The following is a 22,441-nucleotide window of genomic DNA, read 5'->3' as shown; positions in this document are numbered from 1 at the left end:
CACGGCGAAATCAGTGCTGGCCGCGCCAGGGACGGGGACCGCCGTACACATGCATGTGCAGGTGATACACCTCTTGCCCGCCGTTCGGGCCGCTGTTGATCATGGTCTTGAAGCCGCCGGCGGGCGTGCCATCGGCCTCATACGTGACGGCGCAGCCGAATTCGGCAGCGAGTTTCGGCGCCAGGCGCAGCAGCTTGCCCAGCACTTCCGTGTGGCTGTCGTCGCAATCGGACAGGCTGGCCACGTGGCGCTTCGGAATCAGCAGCAGATGCACGGGGGCGGCCGGGTTGATGTCCTTGAAGGCCAGCAAGTCCTCGTCTTCATACACGATGGAAGAAGGAATTTGTTTCGCAGCAATCTTGCAAAAAATACAGTTATCCACGCACGCTCCAGTAGGTCAGTGTTTGTCTGTTTCGCCGGCGTCGCGCAGCTCATCCTTGCGTGCCGCCTTCTCTTCCAGGCCGGACAGGCCTTCGCGGCGCGCCAGCTCGTCGAGCACCTGCTGCGGCGTCAGGTCGAACTGCGCCAGCATCACCAGCGAGTGAAACCACAGGTCGGCGCATTCGTACAGCACCTTCGACGGGTCGTTGTCGCGCCGCGCATCCTTGGCGGCCATCACGGTTTCCGTCGCTTCCTCGCCGATTTTTTTCAAAATGGCGTCATCGCCCTTGGCAAACAGGCGCGCGACATACGAGGTGGCGGGATCGCCGCCATTGGCCAGCTTGCGCGATTCGATCACGGCGGCCAGGCGTTTTAACGTTTCACTCATTTGCTCTTGCTTTCCGCGTAAATCGTCTCAGGGTCTTTCAGCACGGGGTCGGTAATCTGCCATTCGCCCGTTTTTTCGTCGCCTTCGAATTTCTGGAAGAAGCACGAATGGCGGCCCGTATGGCAGGCGATGCCGCCCGCTTGCTCGATCTTCAGCAAGACCACGTCTTCATCGCAATCGAGGCGGATTTCCAGCACCTTTTGCGTGTGGCCCGATTCTTCGCCCTTGTGCCACAGTTTCTTGCGCGAACGGCTCCAGTACACGGCTTCGCCCAGCTCCACCGTGCGCGCCAGCGCGTCGCGGTTCATCCAGGCGAACATCAGCACGTCATTGCTGCCCGCTTCCTGCGCGATCACGGGCACCAGGCCGTGCTCGTCCCATTTGACCTTTTTCAGCCACTTCGCATTGCTTGCTACGATGGTTCCGTTTTGCATGTTCTATATCCTGGGTACTATTTTGTTTACGCCAGACGCATGGGAATGCCCTGCTGCGCCATGAAACGCTTGGCTTCCTGTACCGTGTGCTGGCCATAGTGGAAGATGCTGGCGGCCAGCACGGCGTCCGCGCGGCCCACCTTGATGCCGTCGACCAGGTCTTGCAAGCCGCCCACGCCGCCCGAAGCGATGACGGGGATGCTGACGGCGTCGGACACGCCGCGCGTCAGGCCCAGGTCGAAGCCCACCTTGGTGCCATCGCGGTCCATGCTGGTGAGCAAGATTTCACCAGCGCCCAGGCTTTCCATTTTACGCGCCCATGCAAAGGCGTCCAGGCCCGTGGCCGTGCGCCCGCCATGGGTAAACACTTCCCACTTGCCGGGCGACACCTGCTTGGCGTCGATGGCCACGACGATGCATTGCGAGCCATGCTTTTGCGATGCCTCAAACACCAGCTGGGGATTCGTCACGGCCGAAGTGTTGATGCTGACCTTGTCGGCGCCCGCGTTGAGCAGCCGGCGCACGTCTTCCACCACGCGCACGCCGCCGCCCACGGTCAGCGGAATGAACACTTGCGAGGCCACCGCTTCGATGATGTCGAAGATCAGGCCGCGGTTGTCGCTCGATGCGGTAATGTCGAGGAAAGTGATTTCATCGGCGCCCTGCTCATCATAACGGCGGGCGATTTCCACCGGGTCGCCGGCGTCGCGCAATTGCGTGAAGTTGACGCCTTTGACAACGCGGCCATTGGTCACGTCGAGGCAGGGGATGATACGTTTTGCAAGCATGATGGGTTCCAGATTGTCGCCAGGCCAGGGAGCGTGTGCGCGCGCCCCGGCCGGGCAGGCTTAAACGGCGGCGTCGGTCAGTGCGTCGGCGCGTTCCTGCGCCTGCGCCAGGTCGATCGTGCCTTCATAGATGGAGCGGCCGCAGATCACGCCTTCGATACCTTCGGCCTGGACCGCGCACAGCGCTTCCACGTCGCCGATATTGTGCAGGCCGCCCGAGGCGATGACGGGGATCTTGACGGCTTGCGCCAGCTTGACGGTGGCTTCAATGTTGATGCCGCCCATCATGCCGTCGCGGCCGATGTCCGTGTAAATGATCGATTCGACGCCGTAGGCTTCGAATTTTTTTGCCAGGTCGATCACTTCGTGGCCCGACATCTTGCTCCAGCCATCGGTTGCCACTTTTCCATCTTTGGCATCGAGGCCGACGATGATGTGGCCCGGGAAGGCGCTGCAGGCGTCGTGCAGGAAGCCGGGGCTTTTCACGGCCGCGGTGCCGATGATGATGTAGGTGATGCCGGCGTCGAGATAGCGCTCGATGGTGTCGAGGTCACGGATGCCGCCGCCCAGCTGCACGGGGATTTCCTCGATGTCGTTTTCCACGGCAAAATCCTGCACCGCCTTCAGGATGGCTTTCACGGCGCCTTCGTTCTTCGGTTTTCCGGCAAAAGCGCCATTCAGGTCGACCAAATGCAGCCGGCGCGCGCCTTGCTTGAGCCAATGGCGGGCCATGTCGGCCGGGTCTTCGGAAAATACGGTGGCAAGTTCCATATCGCCTTGTTTCAGGCGTACGCAGTGACCGTCTTTCAGGTCGATGGCGGGAATAAGCAGCATGGTCGGTGTGATTTAAAAGTGAGTGAGAGGCGGAAGCCGGAGAGCCAACGTTAAGGTTGCCAGTGAACAAAGTTCTTGTATAGCTGCAAGCCAGCGGCAGCACTTTTTTCAGGGTGAAACTGTGTCGCGAAAATATTATCACGCGCGACGGCGCAAGCGAACGGCGCGCCATAGATAGTCTCGCCCACCGTGTGCGCCGCTTCTTGAGGTTGAGCAAAATAGCTGTGCACAAAGTAGAAATACGCGTTGTCGGCAATGCCCTCCCACATCGCATGGGACGCCGTTTGCCGCACTTGGTTCCAGCCCATTTGCGGCACCTTGAAGCGCGAGCCGTCTTCCTGCACCTGGCCGTCGAGCTGGAAGCGCACGACTTTGCCTGGAAGCAAGCCCAGACCGGCCGCATCGCCCTCTTCGCTGCCGTCGAACAGCATTTGCTCGCCGATGCACACGCCCAGCACGGGCTTGCTGTCGGCGGCGCGCAGCAGCGCCTCCAATACGCCCGATTGGCGCAGGCTGCGCATGCAGTCGGGCATGGCGCCCTGGCCCGGCAGGACGATGCGGTCGGCGCTGTCGATGTCGGCAGCGAGGCCGGAAATGCGCACGTCGGCTTCCGGCGCCACGGCACGCAGCGCCTGCGCCACCGAGCGCAAATTGCCCATGCCGTAATCCACCACCACAATTTTATTCATGTTTGATCCCGAAATCTACAGTATAGCGAGAGCGGCGCTTACAGGCTGCCCTTGGTCGATGGAATGATGCCGGCCGCGCGCTCGTCGAGCTCGGCAGCCATGCGCAGCGCGCGGCCAAAGGCCTTGAACACGGTTTCGCACTGATGGTGGGCATTCGTGCCGCGCAGGTTGTCGATATGCAAGGTCACGCCCGCATGGTTGACGAAGCCGCGGAAAAATTCCAAGGTCAGGTCGACGTCGAAGCCGGCGATCATGGCGCGCGTAAACGGGATGTGGTATTCGATGCCCGGGCGGCCCGAGAAATCGAGCACCACGCGCGACAGCGCCTCGTCCAGCGGCACATACGCATGGCCGTAGCGGCGGATGCCCTTCTTGTCGCCGATGGCCTTGGCCACGGCCATGCCCAGGGTGATGCCCACGTCTTCCACCGTATGGTGGTTGTCGATATGCACGTCGCCCGTCGCTTCGATATCGAGGTCGATCAAGCCGTGGCGGGCGATCTGGTCCAGCATATGGTCGAGGAAGGGCACGCCGGTATTGAGCTTTTGCTGGCCCGTGCCGTCCAGGTTGAGGGCGACGCGAACTTGCGTCTCATTGGTGTTGCGCGTGATTTCTGCGGTGCGGTTCATGGGAGGCTCTGGCGATAGGCTAAACGAGGGATGCCGTGAAGGCATCGTAAAAAAGGGAATTCTCTTCCGGGGTGCTGACGCTGATACGCAGGCAATTGGCCAGCGCAGCATGCATTTTACTCATATTTTTAATTAAAACCCTGCGGGCAAGCAGTTTTGCACAAACATCGTCGGAATCAGCCACACGAATCAGAAGAAAATTTGCCTTCGAGGGAAACACGGTCACGCCCGGCAGTTCCGCCAGGCGCAGCGCCAGCGCGTCGCGCGCGCTGTTGAGCAGATCCGCCTGCGCGTTGAGCACGTCGAGGTGCTCGAGCGCGAATTCGGCCGCCGCCTGCGTCAGCACATTCACATTGTACGGCGGACGCACTTTCTCGAATTGCGCCAGCAGGGCCGGCGCGGCCGACATGTAGCCGAGGCGGATGCCGGCCAGGCCCAGTTTCGACACGGTGCGCATCACCACCAGGTTTTCATATTCAGGCAGGCGACCCATGAAGCTGTGCTGCGCGAACGGCTCATACGCTTCGTCGACGACGGCGATGCCCGTGTCGCCCAGCGCGGCGAGGATGCGTTCGATGTCGGCGCTGGCAAACAGGTTGCCCGTCGGGTTGTTCGGATACGCGAGGAAGACCAGCGCCGGGCGGTGCTGTTCAATCGCCGCCAGCATGGCCGGCATGTCCAGACTGAAGTCGGCCTGCAGGGGCACGCCGACGAAATCCATGCCGGCAAACTGCGCCGAACGCGCATACATGACGAAGGCCGGCACGGGCGCCAGCAGCACGGCGCGCTGGCCCGGCTCCTGGCGGGCGCAGGCCATGGCCAGGATGGAAATCAGTTCATCGGAACCGTTGCCCAGCATGACGTCGTAGCCGGCGGGCACGCCCAGCCTGGCGCAGATGGCTTGCTGCAGGCTGGCGTACGACGGCGGATAGCGGTTCAGCGCCACGCCGGCCAGGCGCGCGCCCAGTTCCTCGCGCAGCTGCGGCGGCAGCGGATACGGATTTTCCATCGCATCGAGCTTGATGTAGCCGCTGGCATCGGCGACCTGATAGCTTTTGACGGCGCGCACATCGGCACGCACGGTGTTGCTGATTAACTGATCGAGGAAAGACATGCTGCAAACACTCCTGATGAAATGAAATGGAGACTAAATGACGACGTCTTCCGGCACGCTAGCGCTGCGCGCCTTGCGGGCCGGTGCTTTTTTCACGGCGGGCGGCTTTTTCGCCGCCGCAGGCTTCTTGACCACCGCCGGCTTCTTCGCCGCCGCCCTGGCAGCCTTCGGCGCGGCCGGTGTAGCCAGCTCCTGCGCCAATGCCGCCAACCGCTGTTCGATGATGGCGCAGTAATCGGGGTTCAATTCAAAACCGACGAAATCGCGCCCGCAGCGCTTGGCCGCCAGGGCCGTGGTACCGCTGCCCATGAACAGGTCGAGCACCACGCCACCGGGCGGGCACGACGCCTTGAGCATGCGCTCGATGATTTCGAGCGGCTTTTGCGTCGGGTGGTCGGCCCGCTCCGGGTGTTCCTTGTGCAGGCGCGAGACGCTCCACAAGTCTTTCGGGTTGTAGCCCACTTCCAGCCATTTCGCGCCGATGAAGATCGAGCGCGAACGGGCTTTCTTGGTGGCCGCGTCGTAGGCGATGCGCACCGCGTCAAGGTCGAAGTAGTAATCCTTGCGCTTGACGAAGAAGCCGATGGTGTCGTGCACCGATGAAAAGCTGCGCACGCTGCCGCCCATGGACGGCACGCGGCGGTCCCAGATGATTTCATTCATCATCGCCATGCGTTGTTTCAGCATGACGAAGATCTCCGGCGAATAGCGCCAGGTCAAAAAGATATACAGACTGCCGTTGGCTTTCAGCTTGGGCAGCGCCGCGTCGATCCACGCTTCCGTCCAGCGCAGGTAGTCGGCCACCGACTGCTGGTCCGAGGCGTTGCCGTAATCCTTGCCCAGGTTGTACGGCGGATCCGTCAGGATCAGGTCCACCGAGCCATCGGGAATGCGCGCCAGCCCCGCCAGCGCGTCTTCGCAATAGACCCGGTTGACCCAGTCCGGCCGCTCCGCCACCTGCGTCATGGCTGCGGCTTCAGACGCAGTTCGGCGCTGCGCGCGTGCGCCTGCAAGCCTTCGCCGTACGCCAGCGTGGCGGCGACCTTGCCCAGGGTTTGCGCGCCCGCTTCACTGACGTAAATGATGGACGAGCGCTTCTGGAAGTCGTACACGCCCAGCGGCGACGAGAAACGCGCCGTGCGCGAGGTCGGCAGCACGTGATTGGGGCCGCAGCAATAGTCGCCCAGCGATTCGGACGAAAAGCGACCCAGGAACATGGCGCCCGCATGGCGGATCCGCTCGGCCCACTGCTGCGGGTTTTCCGCCGAGATTTCCAGGTGTTCCGCGGCGATGGAGTTGGCGATCTCGCACGCTTCTTCCATGTCGCGCACCTTGATCAGCGCACCGCGGTCGGCCAGCGAAGTGCTGATGGTGGCCTGGCGCGGCATCGTCGGCAGCAGCTTGGCGATGCTCTCTTCCACTTGCGCGATGTAGGCGGCGTCCGGGCACAGCAGGATCGCCTGCGCCAGTTCGTCGTGCTCGGCCTGCGAAAACAGATCCATCGCGACCCAGTCCGGGTCCGTGGTGCCGTCGCACAGCACGAGGATTTCGGACGGCCCCGCGATCATGTCGATGCCGACGATGCCGAACACGCGGCGCTTGGCGGCGGCCACATAGGCGTTGCCAGGGCCGACGATTTTATCCACGGCGGCGATCGTCTGCGTACCGTAGGCCAGCGCGCCGACGGCTTGCGCGCCGCCGATGGTGATCACGCGCGTCACGCCGGCGATCGCGGCGGCGGCCAGCACCATCTGGTTTTTCACGCCATCGGGCGTCGGCACCACCATGATGATTTCGCCCACGCCCGCCACATGCGCGGGAATGGCGTTCATCAGCACGGACGACGGATACGCTGCCTTGCCGCCCGGGACGTAGATGCCGACCCGGTCCAGCGGCGTGATCTTCTGGCCCAGCACCGTGCCATCGGGCTCGGTGTAGCTAAAACCGCGCAATTCCTCGCGCTGGCGTTCGTGGAAGGCGCGGATGCGCTGCGCGGCGATCTGCAGCGCTTCGCGCTGCGCCGACGGCAAGCCGTTCAGGGCCGCCTGCAGTTCGGCTTGCGAAATATCAAACGCCGCCATTTCCGCCGCGCCGCCATGCGGGATGCGGTCGAAACGGTTGGTGTATTCCAGCACGGCGGCGTCGCCGCGCGTTTTCACGTCGGCCAGGATTTTCGCGACCGACGTTTCAATCGCCGCATCGGTGCCCGCCTCGAACGCCAGCAGCGTATCGAGCGATTGTTGGAAACCATCCTGGCTTGAATCGAGCTTGCGTATCTGTATCGGCATAATCGGCTTTCTGCTACTGAAGGTGTCTAGGCTTGCGAAGCGCGTTCAAACGCCTCGATAATCGGCTGCAAGCGCTCGCGCTTGAGCTTTAATGCCGCCTGGTTGACCACCAGGCGCGACGAGATTTCCATGATGTGCTCGACCTCGACGAGGTTGTTCGCGCGCAAAGTGCTGCCCGTGCTGACCAGGTCGACGATGGCGTCGGACAGGCCGACCAACGGTGCCAGCTCCATCGAGCCATACAGCTTGATCAGGTCGACGTGCACGCCCTTGGCGGCGAAATGCTCGCGCGCCGTGTGCACGAACTTGGTGGCCACGCGCAAGCGCGCACCCTGGTGCACGGCCTTTTCGTAATCAAAACCGGCCTGCACCGCGACCGACATGCGGCAGGCGGCGATATTCAGGTCGATCGGCTGGTACAGGCCTTCGCCGCCGTGTTCCAGCAGCACGTCCTTGCCCGCCACGCCGAAATCGGCCGCGCCGTACTGCACGTAGGTCGGCACGTCGCTGGCGCGCACGATGATGACGCGCACGTTCGGATCGTTGGTGGCCAAAATCAACTTGCGCGAGGTCTCCGGGTTTTCCAGCACCTTGATGCCGGCCGCTTCCAGCAGCGGCATGGTATCCTCAAAAATGCGGCCTTTTGACAGCGCCAAAATCAGCTGGGAGCTGTCACCGTTGTTCGATCCGTTCATGCTCGTTCCTTTTCTTGTTTTTACTTGATGCGCACGATGTTCGCGCCCACGGCCGACAACTTCACTTCCATGCGGTCGTAGCCGCGGTCGAGGTGGTAGATGCGGTCGATCAGCGTTTCGCCATCGGCCGCCAGGGCCGCGATCACCAGCGACGCCGAGGCGCGCAGGTCGGTCGCCATCACGGGCGCGCCGCGCAGCTGCTTGACGCCGGCGATGATGGCCGTGTTGCCCTCGATGGTGATGTCGGCGCCCAGGCGATTCATTTCCTGCACGTGCATGAAGCGGTTCTCGAAAATCGTCTCGGTGACGCGGCTGGCGCCATTGGCGATCGTATTGACGGCCATGAACTGCGCCTGCATGTCGGTCGGGAAGCCCGGGTATTCCGTGGTGCGGAAGCTGACGGGGTTCGGACGGGCCGACATCTCGGCGCGGATCCAGTCGGCGCCGAAGGTCATCGTCAGGCCCATGGCGCGCAGCTTGTCGAGCGCCGCGTCGAGGATGTCGGTGCGCACATTGCGCAGCGTGATGTCGCCGCCGGTGGCCGCCACGGCGCACAGGAAAGTGCCCGTCTCGATGCGGTCGGCGATCACCGCGTGCGAAGCACCATGCAAGGCGTCGACGCCCTGGATCACCAGGCGGCTGGTGCCGATGCCGTCGATCTTCGCGCCCATGGCCACCAGCAGGTGCGCCAGGTCGGTCACTTCCGGCTCGCAGGCGGCGTTTTCCAGGATGGTCTCGCCTTCGGCCAGGGTCGCGGCCATCAGCAGATTCTCGGTGCCGGTGACGGTGATCATGTCGGTGACGATGCGCGCGCCTTTCAGCTTGGCGCACTTGGCGTAGATGTAGCCGGCCTCGATGCGGATCTCGGCGCCCAGCGCCTCTAAACCCTTGATGTGCTGGTCGACGGGGCGCGAACCGATGGCGCAGCCGCCCGGCAGCGAGACCTTGGCTTCGCCGAAGCGCGCCAGCATGGGACCCAGCACGAGGATCGAGGCGCGCATGGTTTTCACCAGTTCATACGGCGCTTCCAGGGTGTCGATGGCGCTGCCGTTCAAGACCACGCGGTCGCCGTCCTGCTGCACTTTCAGGCCCGTCTGGCCCAGCAGTTTGAGCATGGTCGCCACGTCGTGCAGGTGCGGCACGTTGGTCAGGTCCAGGTCGCCCGCGGTCAGCAGGCCCGCGCACAGGATCGGCAGGGCGGCGTTTTTCGCGCCGGAGATGGCGATGTCGCCGTTCAGGCGGTTGCCGCCGTTGATGAGGAGTTTGTCCATGTGCTTATCCTTGGAATTCTTCAGGTGTCAGGGTTTTCATCGACAGCGCGTGGATTTCTTCGCGCATGCGGTCGCCCAGCGCGGCGTAGACGATCTGGTGGCGCTGAATCAGGCGCTTGCCGGCGAACGCGGGCGAGACGATCACGGCCTGGAAGTGCTGGCCATCGCCCTCCACTTCGAGGTGCGTGCATTCGAGGCCGGCCGACAGGTAGCCGTGGATCAGTTCTGGAGTGGTGGTCACGATAAGTCCTTGATATTGAATAATGTAGTGATGTGATGTGCCGTAATTAGTGGCGCAAACGATAGCCGCTCTTCAGCAGGCGGATCGATGCCAGCGCCAGGATCACGAGGAAGCCGGCGACGATGGAAAGACTGAGCCAGGGGCTGACGTCGGACACGCCGAAGAAGCCGTAGCGGAAGCCGTCGATCATGTAAAAGAAGGGGTTCAGGTGCGATACCGTCTGCCAGAACGGCGGCAGTGAGTGGATCGAATAGAACACGCCCGACAAAAAGGTGGCCGGCATGATCAGGAAGTTCTGGAAGGCGGCCAGCTGGTCGAATTTCTCGGCCCAGATGCCGGCGATCAGGCCCATGGTGCCCAGCATGGCGGCGCCCAGGAAGGCGAAGATGACGATCCACAGCGGCGCGACAAACGACAGGTTGGCGAACCAGCAGGTGATGGCAAACACGCCAAAGCCCACGGCCAGGCCGCGCGCGACGGAAGCGAGTACATACGCCGAGAAGATTTCCCAGTGCGACAGGGGCGTCAGCAGCACGAACACCAGGTTGCCCGTGATCTTCGACTGGATCAGCGAGGACGAGGAATTGGCGAACGCGTTTTGCAGCACGCTCATCATCACCAGGCCGGGAATCAGGAAGGCCGTGTAGCTGACGCCGGGGCTGGGCTCGACGCGGCCGTCGAGCACATGGCCGAACACCAGCAGGTACAGCATCGACGTGAGCACGGGCGCGGCCACGGTTTGCGTCGCCACTTTCCAGAAGCGCAGTGTCTCTTTGTAGACGAGGGTGCGAAATCCTGTCGAAATCATACGGTACCTTTATCCATGATCTGCAAGAAGATATCTTCCAGGTCGGCTTGTTGCAATTGCATTTCATCGATCTCGACGCCCGCTTCGCGCAGGCGGGCGAGGATTTTCTCGACTTCGCTGTATTCGTTGACGCGCAGGCTGAACTTGTTCGGCGCCTGCGATTCTTCCGGGTGCAGCACCAGGTGCCGCAGGTCGGCCGGCAGGCTACCGTGCTTGAGGTGTACCTGCAGCTGCGAGCCGGCGATGCGGCGGATCAGGGCCGACATGGTGTCGAGCGCCACCACCTTGCCGGTCTTCAGCATGGCGACGCGCTGGCACATGGCTTGCGCCTCTTCCAGGTAGTGGGTGGTCAGGACGACCGTGTGGCCACCTTCGCGGTTCAGGCGCGAGATGAACTTCCACAGGGTCTGGCGCAGTTCCACGTCGACGCCGGCCGTCGGCTCATCGAGCACGATAACGGGCGGCTTGTGCACCAGCGCTTGCGCCACGAGCACGCGGCGCTTCATGCCGCCGGACAGGGCGCGCATATTCGTGTCGGCCTTGCCGGTGAGGTCGAGGTTTTCCATGACCTCGTCGATCCACTTGTCGTTGTTCGGCAGGCCGAAATAGCCGGACTGCAGGCGCAGGGTTTCGCGCACGGTGAAAAACGGGTCGAACACCAGCTCCTGCGGCACCACGCCCAGGTTGCGGCGCGCGTTGCGGAAGTCCTTGACCACATCGTGGCCATGGATCTTGACGGTGCCCGCGTCGGGGCGTATCAGGCCGGCGATGATGGAAATGAGGGTGGTCTTGCCGGCGCCATTCGGGCCGAGCAGGCCGAAAAACTCGCCTTCCTCGATGGCCAGCGACACGCCGCCCAGCGCCTTGAGCGATTTATAGCTCTTTTCTACATTCGTGATTTGAATTGCGGTCATGTGCTTGTTTCAAGTGTAATGCGTCAGGTGTGATGCGCCAGTTGCCGGAGACATCCAGGCCGGCTGGCCGGTGCAGGGCGCCCCCTTCAGACGAGGGCGGCGCAACAGTCAATTATAGTTGGAAAATTCGTGGAACACTTGGAGATCAATCCGGCGGCGCTGCTGGCCTGCCGGCTTGAAAGCTACTGCTGATGCGGGGAGTGGGACAGGATCAATGATGATGCAGGTCGGACGGGCTGCGTTCGGCGTGGCCGTCGGCGCTGGCGCAGTCGTTGGCGCTCAGTGTGCTCGAGACGAGCGAGCAGACGCCATACAGCTTGGTGAGGTTTTTCAGGTTGTTCGGCAGGTTTTTCAGTTCCAGCACGGCGCCCGCATCCTGCGCGGCGCGCTGCCACGTCAGCATGACGGACACGGCGGCCGAATCGACAGCCTTGATGTTGCGCAAGTCGAACTTGGTCTGACCCGAGCGGATGGCATCCAGACCCTGCTCCAATGCCGAGGTGGCATTGTGCACGGTCAGGGAAGTCAGGGATTGCAAGGTGTCGAGAGAGTCGGGCATGGCGTCGGGCTGCGCTGGTCTGGAGCTGGTTCAGGAGCTATATGATAGCCGATTATTTGGCTTTAACGGTCGGACGGCTGGCCAGGGCCTTGTTTTTTGCCTGCAAGGTCTTGATCAGGCCATCGATGCCGCCCTTGCTGATCTCGCTGGCGAAGCTGCTTTTATACGTTTCCACCAGCCACGCGCCCAGCACGTTGATGTCATAGATCTTCCAGCCGGACGGGGTTTTCGCCACGCGGTAGTTCAGGGGCACGGGTTCGCCGCGCGCCACGTTGACCTGCGAGCGCACTTCCACTTCCGTGTCGCCAGGGTCGGCGCGCATCGGCTTGAATTCCACGGTTTCGTTCTTGATCTGCGACAGGGCACCCGAATACGTGTAGATCAGCAAGGTGCGAAATTCCGCGGACAGCTGCTTTTGCTGGTCCGGCGTGGCGTCGCGCCAGAAGCGGCCGGCGGCCAGGGCCGTCATGCGCTGGAAATCCACGTACGGCAAGATCTTGCTTTCCACCAATTCGGTGACGCGCTTGATATCGCCCGCCTGGATCGCCTTGTCGGCCTTGGCCGTGTCGATCACGTCCTGGCTGATGCGTTTGACCAACACGTCCGGCGCTTCCGTCGCGGGGGCGGCCTGGGCGGCGGTGGCAAAGGCGATGGTCGCCATCGCCAGCAGTTGTTTCATCAATTTCATGGTTCTACCTTTCATGGTGTTGCTATGCACCGGCTGGCGTTGATCGCAGCCGTGGTGTTTCTGTACCGGAGTTTACTCCTGGGGCCTGGCCTCGGCGGCCACGGTATTGCTACCAGATGTTACGAGGTCCGCAGGCGCGACGTCGGCCGCAGCGGTGGCTGGTGGGGCTTCCACAGGGGCCGCCTGGGGTTTCATATCGTACCCCGGCGCATAATCGCTGCTGTCGTTTTTTGGCACTTTGCGGTCGCGGCGGTCCGTATCGCCATCGAACACCTTGCTTTCGCGCGCCTGCAGGAAGCCGTCGCGGATGAATTCATAGCGGTCCAGCGCGGCCGCTTCCATCAGGTTCGTCGCGTCGAGCAGCGCGGCGCGCTTGTCGACCACGCGCGTCACCGTACCGATATTGCGTACATTGACCGGGTCCTTGTAGCGCCATGGATCGCCCGTGATATCGAGCGGCAGGGCCACCGTGTCGCGCACGGTCGATGGGCCCAGCAGCGGCAGCATCACGTACGGACCAGGCTGGACGCCATACCAGCCCAGGGTCTGGCCAAAGTCTTCGTTATGCTTCGGAATGCCCGCCTGCGAGGCAAAGTCGATCAGGCCGAAGATGCCGAAAGTCGAGTTCATGCCGACGCGCACGACGTCCTGCAAGCCCGCCTCGCCTTTGCCTTGCAGCAAGTTGTTCACGGCGCTCCACACATCGGACAAGTTGCCGAAGAAGTTGCCCACGCCCGTTTGCACGAACGATGGCGTGACCTTCTTGTAGGCCGTGGCGACCGGTTTCAGGGCCACCTGGTCGACGGTGTCGTTGAACTTGAACATGGCGCGGTTATACCCTTCCAGCGGGTCGCGCGGATTGGTGCCGGTGGCGCAAGCGCTCACGCTGGCGGCGATGGCCAGGGCCAGGCCGATACGCGCCAGGCTGCCTTGGTATTGTTTGGTCGACTCGCTCATTTGCTGTCCTTTCCTTCCGCTGCCTTGCTGTAGATGAACTGATTGATCAGGTCTTCCAGCACTGTGGCCGATTGAGTACGGGCGATCTTGTCGCCCTCTGCCAGGTTCGCCAGATCTCCGCCTGCTTCCAGGCCGATATACTGCTCACCCAGCAAACCGGCCGTCAAAATCTTGGCCGAGCTGTCTTTCGGAAATTTGTAGCCATCTTCGATATCGAGTTTCACCAGCGCCTGGTACGTCTTGTCGTCAAAGCGGATCTCCGCCACGCGCCCCACCACCACGCCAGCGCCCTTGACGGGCGCCTGCGGCTTGAGGCCGCCAATATTGTCGAACTTGGCACTAATGGTATACGTCTTGCTGAAAGACAGCGAGCTCATATTGCCGGCCTTAAGCGCCAGAAACATCAATGCCGCCACACCGAGCAAGACGAACAAGCCGACCCAGACATCTATAGATTTGCGTTGCATAAACAATCCTAAATAATTTTTACTTGCTGCCGCCTGCGCAACATCCTGCCCAGGCCCGCTGTTTGTCGCTGATCGGCAATTACTTGCTAAACATCAACGCCGTCATCATGAAATCGAGCCACCACACCATCAACGACGAAATCACCACCGTGCGCGTGGTCGCGCCGGAGACGTCTTCCGGCGTCGGCTGTGCCTGATACCCCTGGAACAGCGCGATGAACGTCACCGCGATGCCGAAGACCATGCTTTTGACATAGGTACCATTGGCGATATCTTTCCAGACATTCACACCGCCCTGCATCTGCGACCAGAACGAGCCTTCATCGACGCCGATCAGCACGACGCCCACCAGGTAGCTGCCGATGACGCCGACGGCCGTGAAGATGCCGCCCAGGATAGGCATGGCGATCACGCCGGCCCAGAAGCGGGGCGCCAGCACGCGCTGGATCGGATTGACGGCCATCATTTCCATGGCCGACAATTGCTCGCCCGCCTTCATCAGGCCGATTTCCGCCGTCAGCGAGGTGCCGGCGCGGCCCGCGAACAGCAGCGCCGTGACGACCGGACCCAGTTCACGCATCAACGATAGCGCCACCAACTGCCCCAGCGACTGCGTCGCGCCAAAGGTGCTCAGTGTGTAATAGCCTTGCAAACCCAGCACCATGCCGACGAACAGGCCGGACACGGCGATGATCACCACCGAACGGCTGCCGAGATAAAACAGTTGCTCGATTACCAGGCCCGGACGGCGCCACAGGCCCCCCGAGGAAGCGATGATGATAAAAAACGAACGCACGGCAAAGCCGAGGTCTTGTACCGACCGCCGCAACCATGCTCCGATCGCCGCCAGGAAACGCGCGATCATCGGCCCGCTCCCGCGTGCAAGCCCAGGTCGTCAGCCAGCGACTTGCCCGGATAGTGGAACGGTACGGGGCCATCGGCCTCGGCATTGACGAACTGCTTGACGTACGGATGCGTCGACACGGCCATCTGGGCCGGCGTGCCGTGCGCCACGATCTTGCCCGATGATAGAAAATACACATAATCAGCGATGGCGAAACACTCCTTCACGTCGTGCGATACCAGGATAGACGTGGAACCCAGCGCATCGTTCAGATTGCGGATCAAATTGGCCGTCACGCCCATGGAAATCGGATCCAGGCCGGCGAACGGCTCGTCATACATGATCAGTTCGGGGTCGAGCGCGATGGCGCGTGCCAGCGCCACGCGGCGGCCCATGCCGCCCGAGATTTCGGCCGGCTTCAATTGCGCCGCGTTGCGTAGCCCCACGGCGTGCAGCTTCATCAGCACCAGGGTGCGGATCAGCTCTTCATTCAGATCCGTGTGTTCGCGCAGGGGAAACGCCACGTTCTCGAACGCCGTCAAGTCCGTAAACAGGGCGCCGTGCTGGAACAGCATGCCCATCTTGCGGCGCATTTGATATAGCTCGTCGGTTTTGAGCGTATGCACGATCTGGCCGTCGATATTCACGGAGCCGGAACTGGGGCGCAGCTGCCCGCCGATCAGGCGCAATACCGTCGTCTTGCCACTGCCGGAGCCACCCATGACGGCCACAACTTTTCCACGTGGGAAATCCATTTGAAGGCCCGATAAAATCGAACGTTCTCCATAGGCAAAGTGTAAATCACGGATCTCAACAAGATTTGGCACGACGAAGCTCGCTATTTTAATGGCGTATTGTAGTGCAGAAACGCCAACCTCTGCTGAGCCCCCCCTTGGGACAGCACGGGAAAGGGGAAGAATACAACACTAATGAATCGAAAGTCAGATATTGTAGTGGAAATTTGACCTGTGCATCGTGCCCCCCTCCGATGGCGTTCACGGCTGTCGACTTGAGCAGTAAAAATAAGAAAGGCCACGTCGCAATCCGCGCGTGGCCCTGTCAAAAAAACGAACAATTGCTCGTTAATTAGCGTGGCAGCAGGGATGCCCCCATCAGGAACTCATCGACGGCGCGCGCGCACTGGCGCCCTTCGCGGATGGCCCAGACCACCAGCGACTGGCCACGGCGCATGTCGCCGGCCGCAAACACCTTGGCCACCGAAGTCTGGTAGCAGCCGGCGCCATCCGTTGTCGCCTTGACGTTGCCGCGCGCATCCGTATCGACACCGAACGCTTGCAGCACTTGTTGCACAGGGGAAACAAAACCCATGGCCAGGAAGACCAGGTCGGCCTTCATCTCGAATTCCGAGTTCGGCACTTCGCTCATCTTGCCGTCTTTCCACTCCACGCGGCAGGCGATCAGCTTTTCCACCTTGCCGCCCTTGCCTTCGAATCGCTTGGTGGCCACGGCCCAGTCGCGCTCGCAGCCTTCCTCGTGCGAGGACGAGGTGCGCAGCTTGGTCGGCCAGTGCGGCCACACCAGCGGCTTGTTTTCCTGTTCCGGCGGCTGCGGCATCAGTTCGAACTGGGCCACCGAGGCGGCGCCATGGCGGTTCGAGGTGCCCACGCAGTCGGACCCCGTGTCGCCGCCGCCGATCACCACCACATGCTTGCCCGTCGCCTTGATCTGGTCCTTGAGCTTGTCGCCCGCGTTGACCTTGTTTTGCAGCGGCAGAAAATCCATGGCGAAGTGCACGCCTTTCAGGTCGCGGCCCGGCACGGGCAAGTCGCGCGGCTGCTCGGCGCCGCCAGCCATGATGACGGCGTCGAATTCTTTTTCCAGGTCTTCCGGGAAAATGGTTTCCTTGGCCCAGTTGTTCACATGGGCAGGGAAATCCTTGCCGACCAGTACGCTGGTGCGGAACACCACGCCTTCGGCTTCCATTTGTTTCACGCGCAAGTCGATGTGCGATTTTTCCATCTTGAAGTCGGGGATGCCATAACGCAGCAAGCCACCGACCCGGTCGCTCTTTTCAAACACGGTGACGGCATGGCCGGCGCGCGCCAGCTGCTGCGCCGCCGCCAGGCCGGCAGGACCGGAACCGACGATGGCCACTTTCTTGCCCGTGCTGAAAGGGGCCGGCTGCGGCGTGACCCAGCCGTGCTCCCAGCCCATGTCGATGATTTTATGCTCGATGGACTTGATGCCGACCGGATCTTCGTGAATGCCCAAGGTGCAAGCCGATTCGCACGGCGCCGGGCAGATGCGGCCCGTAAATTCCGGGAAGTTGTTGGTCGAATGCAAGATGTCGAGCGCTTCGCGGTAGGCGCCGCGGTACACCAGGTCATTCCAGTCAGGAATGATGTTATTCACGGGACAACCCGTGGTGCAGAAGGGAATGCCGCAATCCATGCAGCGCGCACCTTGCACGGTAGCTTGCGCATCCGACAGGTGCAGCACGAATTCCTTGTAGTTCTTCAGGCGCGCGGCAGGCTCCAGATAGTGCTCGTCCTGGCGCTTGAATTCCATGAAGCCGGTAATTTTACCCACGATAGTTCCTTTGTATTTTTAGCTGGCGGGAGCGGCGCGGCCGCTCCCTTCACATTCATCTCGGCTGGCTCAGGCGGCGACGGCTTGTACTTCCATGGCGGCATCGGCAGCCATTTCAATCAGCGCACGCTTGTATTCGTTCGGGAAGACTTTCACGAACTTGCCGCGCGCCGCGGCCCAATCGTCGAGCAGGACGCGGGCGCGGGTGCTGCCCGTGTGCTTGAAGTGACGCTCGATCAGGCGCTTGAGGATGACCTCGTCGGCTTCCGGCACGCCGTCGCGGTGCTGGGTATGCCAGGCATCGCGGTCGAGATGCTGTTCCGCCGCCGACACGACCTTGTCCAGGCTGACCATGGCCGTGTTGCATTTGGTGGCAAAGTCGCCGGCCGGGTCATATACATAGGCGATGCCGCCCGACATGCCGGCCGCGAAGTTGCGCCCCGTGTTGCCCAGCACCACCACCGTGCCGCCCGTCATGTATTCGCAGCCATGGTCGCCCAGGCCCTCGACCACCGTGGTGGCACCCGAGTTGCGCACGGCAAAGCGTTCACCGGCCACGCCATTGAAGAAGGCTTCGCCGGCGATGGCGCCGTACAACACCGTGTTGCCGATGATGATGTTGTCCACGGCCCAGCCGCGGAATTCCGTATTCGGCCGCACGATGATGCGTCCGCCGGATAAGCCTTTACCCACGTAATCGTTGCCCTCGCCCACCAGGTCGATCGTGATGCCGTGCGCCAGGAAGGCGCAGGCCGACTGGCCCGCCGTGCCTTGCAATTGAATGTGGATGGTGTCGTCCGGCAAGCCGGCGTGGCCATACTTCTTCGCCACTTCGCCGGACAGCATGGTGCCCACCGTGCGGTTGACGTTGCGCACGGGCGAGATGAAGGAGACGCGTTCGCCCTTCTCCAGCGCCGCGCGCGCTTGCGCGATCAGCTTGTGGTCCAGTGCTTTCTCCAGCGCATGGTCCTGGAATTCCACGTGGCGGCAGGCTTGGCCGCTTGGTGTTTCCGGCTTGTAGAAGATGGCCGAGAAGTCCAGGCCCTGCGCCTTCCAGTGCGAAATCGCCTTCGATTTATCGAGCAAGTCGACGCGGCCGATCAGTTCGTCATACGTGCGGATACCCAGCTGCGCCATCAATTGACGGGCTTCCTCGGCAACGAAGAAGAAGTAATTGACGACATACTCGGGCTTGCCCGAGAACTTGGCGCGCAGCACCGGATCTTGCGTGGCCACGCCCACCGGACAGGTGTTCAAATGGCATTTGCGCATCATGATGCAGCCTTCGACCACCAGCGGCGCCGTGGCGAAACCGATCTCGTCGGCGCCCAGCAGGGCGGCGATGACCACGTCGCGGCCCGTCTTCATCTGGCCGTCGGCCTGCACGCGGATGCGGCTGCGCAAGCCGTTCAAGACCAGCGTTTGTTGCGTTTCCGCCAGACCCAGCTCCCATGGCGTACCCGCATGCTTCACGGACGACAAGGGCGAGGCGCCCGTGCCGCCGTCGTGGCCGGCCACCACCACGTGGTCTGCCTTGGCCTTGGTGACGCCGGCGGCCACCGTGCCGATGCCCACTTCCGACACCAGTTTCACGGAAATCGAGGCGCGCGGATTGGCATTCTTCAAGTCATGGATCAGCTGCGCCAGATCTTCGATCGAATAGATATCGTGGTGCGGCGGTGGCGAAATCAGGCCCACGCCCGGCACGGAAAAGCGCAGGCTGGCGATGTATTCAGACACTTTATGGCCCGGCAACTGGCCGCCTTCGCCCGGTTTCGCACCTTGCGCCATCTTGATCTGGATCTGGTCGGCCGAGTTCAGGTAGGCGGCCGTGACGCCGAAACGTCCCGACGCCACCTGCTTGATGCGCGAGCGCATGGAATCGCCTTCCTGCAACGGAATATCGACGACGATCTGCTCGGCGCCCACGATGGAAGCCATGGTGTCGCCCTGGCGGATCGGGATGCCCTTCAATTCCTGCGTGTAGCGGTTCGGATCTTCGCCGCCCTCGCCCGTGTTCGACTTGCCGCCGATGCGGTTCATGGCGACGGCCAGGGTGGCGTGCGCTTCCGTGCTGATGGAACCGAGCGACATGGCGCCCGTGGCGAAACGCTTGACGATTTCCTTGGCCGGTTCCACTTCGTCGAGCGGGATGGCCTTGGTCGGGTCGAGCTTGAATTCGAACAGGCCGCGCAAGGTCAGGTGGCGACGGCTCTGGTCATTGATGATTTGCGCGTACTCCTTATAGCTGGAGAAATTGTTGCTGCGCGTGGAGTGCTGCAGCTTGGCAATCGCGTCCGGCGTCCACATGTGGTCTTCGCCGCGCACGCGGAACGCATATTCGCCACCCGCGTCGAGCTTATCCATCAGCACGGGATCGTTGCCGAAGGCCAGCGCATGCAGACGCAGCGCTTCTTCCGCCACTTCAAACACGCCGATGCCTTCCACGTTCGAGGCCGTGCCCTTGAAGTATTTGTCCACCAGCGACTTGTTCAGACCGATGGCTTCGAAGATTTGCGCGCCGCAGTACGACATATACGTCGAAATGCCCATCTTCGACATGACTTTCATCAAGCCTTTGCCGACCGCCTTGGTGTAGTTATAGATGGCTTTGTCGGCCGACAAATCACCGGGCAAGCCATGCGCCATCTCGGCCAGGGTTTCCATGGCCAGGTAGGGATGGACGGCTTCCGCACCATAGCCCGCGAGCAAGGCAAAGTGGTGCGTTTCGCGGGCCGAGCCCGTTTCCACGACGAGGCCGGTGGACGCGCGCAAGCCCTTGCTCACCAGGTGCTGGTGCACGGTCGAGGTGGCCAGCAGCGCGGGGATCGCCACCTGGTCGGCGCAAATGGCGCGGTCCGAGACGATCAGGATGTTGTGGCCGGATTTGACGGCATCGACGGCTTCCGCGCACAGCGAGGCCAGGCACGCTTCCACGCCTTCCTTGCCCCAGGCCAGCGGGTAGCAGATATCGAGTTCATACGACTTGAACTTGCCGCCCGTGTGGGCGCTGATGTTGCGCAGACGCGCCATGTCGTCAAAGCCCAGCACGGGCTGCGCCACTTCCAGGCGCATCGGCGGGTTGACGTTGTTGGTATCGAGCAAGTTCGGTTTCGGGCCGATGAACGACACCAGCGACATCACCATCGCTTCGCGGATCGGGTCGATCGGCGGATTCGTCACTTGCGCGAACAGTTGCTTGAAGTAGTTATACAACGGCTTCAATTTGTTCGACATGACGGCCAGCGGCGAGTCATTGCCCATCGAACCCGTTGCCTCTTCGCCGGCCACGGCCATTGGCGCCATGAGGAATTTCAAGTCTTCCTGCGTGTAGCCGAACGCCTGCTGGCGGTCCAGCAGCGATGGCTGGGCTTTTTCGCCCTGGGCGCGGTCTTGCTTGGCTTGTCCTTCGGCCAGCTTGATCTCGTCGAGCTTGATGCGCACCGAGTTGATCCACGCTTTGTACGGCTTGGCGTTGGCGTAGGTGTTTTTCAGTTCCTGGTCGTCGATGATGCGGCCCGCTTCCAGGTCGATCAGGAACATTTTGCCAGGCTGCAAGCGCCATTTCTGGATGATTTTCGACTCGGGAATCGGCAGCACGCCCGATTCCGACGCCATCACCACCAGGTCGTCGTCCGTGACGATGTAACGGGCCGGACGCAAGCCGTTGCGGTCCAGGGTGCCGCCGATGTGGCGGCCATCCGTAAACGCCATGGCGGCGGGGCCGTCCCACGGTTCCATCATGGCCGCGTGGTATTCATAGAAGGCGCGGCGGTTGTCATCCATCGTCGTGTGGTTTTCCCACGCTTCCGGAATCATCATCATCATCGCCTGGGCGATCGGATAACCGGCCATCAGCAGCAATTCCAGCGCATTGTCGAAGCACGCCGTGTCGGACTGGCCTTCATAGATCAGCGGAAAAAGTTTCTGCAGGTCGTCGCCCAGCACGGCCGACTTCATCACGCCTTCGCGCGCGCGCATCCAGTTGAAGTTGCCTTTCACCGTGTTGATCTCGCCATTGTGCGCGATCAAGCGGTACGGGTGGGCCAGCGGCCATTCGGGGAAGGTATTCGTCGAGAAACGCTGGTGCACGAGGGCCAGGGCCGAGATGCAGCGCGCATCCTGCAAGTCCTTGTAGTACACGCCCACCTGGTCGGCCAGCAGCAAGCCCTTGTACACAATCGTGCGCGCCGACATCGACGGCACGAAGAATTCCTTGCCGTGCAGCAGTTTCAAGGCCTGGATAGCGTGGCCCGACGATTTGCGGATCACATACAGTTTGCGCTCGAGCGCGTCGGTGACCATGATGTCCGGGCCGCGGCCGATAAAGATCTGGCGGATGACCGGTTCCTTGGCGCGCACGGTGGGCGACATCGGCATGTCCGTATCGATGGGCACGTTACGCCAGCCCAGCACGACTTGTCCCTCGATGCGCACGGCGCGTTCGATTTCCTGTTCGCAAGCGATGCGCGACGCGTGTTCCTTCGGCAGGAAGACCATGCCCACGCCGTATTCGCCAGGCGGCGGCAATTCCACGCCCTGCTTGGCCATTTCTTCGCGGTAGTACTGGTCGGGAATCTGGATCAGGATGCCGGCGCCATCGCCCATCAGCGCATCGGCGCCCACGGCGCCCCGGTGATCGAGGTTTTTCAGAATCAGCAAACCCTGTTCGACGATCGAATGGGTCTTGTTGCCCTTGATATGGGCGACGAAACCGACGCCGCAGGCATCGTGTTCATTGGCTGGGTCGTACAGGCCTTGCGCTTTCATGGGCTTCTCCGCTGCATATGACTATCGAAAACCTAGAGTAGTGCAACGCAACAAAAAACTCAACTACAACAATCAGGGTCGGAGTCGAATTAAATTCCATTCCGTCGCTCTAAAAATTTAATAGGGACATAG

Annotated in this window: 23 protein-coding genes; all 23 read right to left on the bottom strand. The window is 61.9% G+C overall.

What is annotated here, in order from left to right:
* Positions 1-10: 10 nt before the first annotated feature.
* On the bottom strand, positions 11-382 hold the full coding sequence (locus KY494_RS18630) for a histidine triad nucleotide-binding protein (RefSeq protein ID WP_219887806.1): 372 nt from the start codon (positions 380-382) through the stop codon (positions 11-13).
* Between the two features lie 15 nt (positions 383-397).
* Complete coding sequence (locus tag KY494_RS18625; protein WP_034753849.1) at positions 398-769, bottom strand: phosphoribosyl-ATP diphosphatase; 372 nt, start codon at positions 767-769, stop codon at positions 398-400.
* Complete coding sequence (gene hisI, locus KY494_RS18620; protein WP_070219635.1) at positions 766-1,203, bottom strand: phosphoribosyl-AMP cyclohydrolase; 438 nt, start codon at positions 1,201-1,203, stop codon at positions 766-768. Before hisI ends, KY494_RS18625 begins: the two co-directional genes overlap by 4 nt.
* A 26-nt stretch (positions 1,204-1,229) precedes the next feature.
* Entirely contained in the window at positions 1,230-1,991 is a 762-nt protein-coding gene (gene hisF, locus KY494_RS18615; RefSeq protein ID WP_071075125.1) for an imidazole glycerol phosphate synthase subunit HisF, read from the bottom strand.
* A gap of 60 nt (positions 1,992-2,051) precedes the next feature.
* The gene (gene hisA / locus KY494_RS18610) at positions 2,052-2,825 is read right to left on the bottom strand and encodes a 1-(5-phosphoribosyl)-5-[(5-phosphoribosylamino)methylideneamino]imidazole-4-carboxamide isomerase (RefSeq protein ID WP_219135864.1); all 774 of its coding nucleotides are present in this window, start codon (positions 2,823-2,825) and stop codon (positions 2,052-2,054) included.
* Between the two features lie 50 nt (positions 2,826-2,875).
* Positions 2,876-3,514 (bottom strand): imidazole glycerol phosphate synthase subunit HisH, encoded by a 639-nt coding sequence (hisH, locus tag KY494_RS18605; RefSeq protein ID WP_219887805.1) that lies wholly within the window; start codon positions 3,512-3,514, stop codon positions 2,876-2,878.
* Between the two features lie 38 nt (positions 3,515-3,552).
* Positions 3,553-4,143 (bottom strand): imidazoleglycerol-phosphate dehydratase HisB, encoded by a 591-nt coding sequence (hisB, locus tag KY494_RS18600; protein ID WP_010402123.1) that lies wholly within the window; start codon positions 4,141-4,143, stop codon positions 3,553-3,555.
* A gap of 19 nt (positions 4,144-4,162) precedes the next feature.
* Complete coding sequence (gene hisC, locus KY494_RS18595) at positions 4,163-5,257, bottom strand: histidinol-phosphate transaminase (protein ID WP_219887804.1); 1,095 nt, start codon at positions 5,255-5,257, stop codon at positions 4,163-4,165.
* 33 nt (positions 5,258-5,290) lie between these two features.
* Entirely contained in the window at positions 5,291-6,223 is a 933-nt protein-coding gene (locus KY494_RS18590) for a site-specific DNA-methyltransferase (protein WP_219887803.1), read from the bottom strand.
* Positions 6,220-7,545, bottom strand: coding sequence for a histidinol dehydrogenase (gene hisD, locus KY494_RS18585; protein WP_219887802.1), 1,326 nt, complete (start codon positions 7,543-7,545; stop codon positions 6,220-6,222). Before hisD ends, KY494_RS18590 begins: the two co-directional genes overlap by 4 nt.
* A 26-nt stretch (positions 7,546-7,571) precedes the next feature.
* Entirely contained in the window at positions 7,572-8,240 is a 669-nt protein-coding gene (hisG, locus tag KY494_RS18580; protein WP_034753828.1) for an ATP phosphoribosyltransferase, read from the bottom strand.
* 20 nt (positions 8,241-8,260) lie between these two features.
* Positions 8,261-9,511 carry a UDP-N-acetylglucosamine 1-carboxyvinyltransferase gene (gene murA / locus KY494_RS18575; protein ID WP_070257789.1) on the bottom strand — a complete coding sequence of 417 codons (1,251 nt, stop codon included), beginning with the start codon at positions 9,509-9,511 and terminating at the stop codon, positions 8,261-8,263.
* Positions 9,512-9,515: 4 nt separating this feature from the next.
* On the bottom strand, positions 9,516-9,752 hold the full coding sequence (locus KY494_RS18570) for a BolA family protein (protein ID WP_034753824.1): 237 nt from the start codon (positions 9,750-9,752) through the stop codon (positions 9,516-9,518).
* 46 nt (positions 9,753-9,798) lie between these two features.
* Entirely contained in the window at positions 9,799-10,560 is a 762-nt protein-coding gene (locus tag KY494_RS18565) for an ABC transporter permease (RefSeq protein WP_070219650.1), read from the bottom strand.
* On the bottom strand, positions 10,557-11,474 hold the full coding sequence (locus tag KY494_RS18560) for an ABC transporter ATP-binding protein (RefSeq protein WP_219887801.1): 918 nt from the start codon (positions 11,472-11,474) through the stop codon (positions 10,557-10,559). The genes KY494_RS18565 and KY494_RS18560 overlap by 4 nt, the downstream gene beginning before the upstream one ends.
* Before the next feature lie 211 nt (positions 11,475-11,685).
* Entirely contained in the window at positions 11,686-12,033 is a 348-nt protein-coding gene (locus KY494_RS18555; protein ID WP_219887800.1) for a lipid asymmetry maintenance protein MlaB, read from the bottom strand.
* Positions 12,034-12,085: 52 nt separating this feature from the next.
* The gene (locus tag KY494_RS18550; protein WP_219135871.1) at positions 12,086-12,721 is read right to left on the bottom strand and encodes a phospholipid-binding protein MlaC; all 636 of its coding nucleotides are present in this window, start codon (positions 12,719-12,721) and stop codon (positions 12,086-12,088) included.
* Positions 12,722-12,793: 72 nt separating this feature from the next.
* Complete coding sequence (locus tag KY494_RS18545; RefSeq protein ID WP_219135872.1) at positions 12,794-13,678, bottom strand: VacJ family lipoprotein; 885 nt, start codon at positions 13,676-13,678, stop codon at positions 12,794-12,796.
* The gene (gene mlaD, locus KY494_RS18540) at positions 13,675-14,145 is read right to left on the bottom strand and encodes an outer membrane lipid asymmetry maintenance protein MlaD (RefSeq protein ID WP_100874915.1); all 471 of its coding nucleotides are present in this window, start codon (positions 14,143-14,145) and stop codon (positions 13,675-13,677) included. The genes KY494_RS18545 and mlaD overlap by 4 nt, the downstream gene beginning before the upstream one ends.
* A 79-nt stretch (positions 14,146-14,224) precedes the next feature.
* Positions 14,225-15,010: a lipid asymmetry maintenance ABC transporter permease subunit MlaE gene (mlaE, locus tag KY494_RS18535; RefSeq protein ID WP_219135873.1), complete on the bottom strand. Its 786-nt coding sequence runs from the start codon at positions 15,008-15,010 to the stop codon at positions 14,225-14,227.
* On the bottom strand, positions 15,007-15,816 hold the full coding sequence (locus KY494_RS18530; protein ID WP_099764359.1) for an ABC transporter ATP-binding protein: 810 nt from the start codon (positions 15,814-15,816) through the stop codon (positions 15,007-15,009). The genes mlaE and KY494_RS18530 overlap by 4 nt, the downstream gene beginning before the upstream one ends.
* Before the next feature lie 259 nt (positions 15,817-16,075).
* Positions 16,076-17,539: a glutamate synthase subunit beta gene (locus tag KY494_RS18525; RefSeq protein WP_219887799.1), complete on the bottom strand. Its 1,464-nt coding sequence runs from the start codon at positions 17,537-17,539 to the stop codon at positions 16,076-16,078.
* A gap of 69 nt (positions 17,540-17,608) precedes the next feature.
* On the bottom strand, positions 17,609-22,309 hold the full coding sequence (locus KY494_RS18520; RefSeq protein ID WP_219887798.1) for a glutamate synthase-related protein: 4,701 nt from the start codon (positions 22,307-22,309) through the stop codon (positions 17,609-17,611).
* Between the last annotated feature and the right edge of the window lie 132 nt (positions 22,310-22,441).

The organism is Janthinobacterium sp. PAMC25594, assembly GCF_019443505.1.
In the GTDB taxonomy this organism is placed as follows: domain Bacteria; phylum Pseudomonadota; class Gammaproteobacteria; order Burkholderiales; family Burkholderiaceae_D; genus Janthinobacterium.
This window is presented reverse-complemented; position numbering and strand designations above follow the sequence as displayed.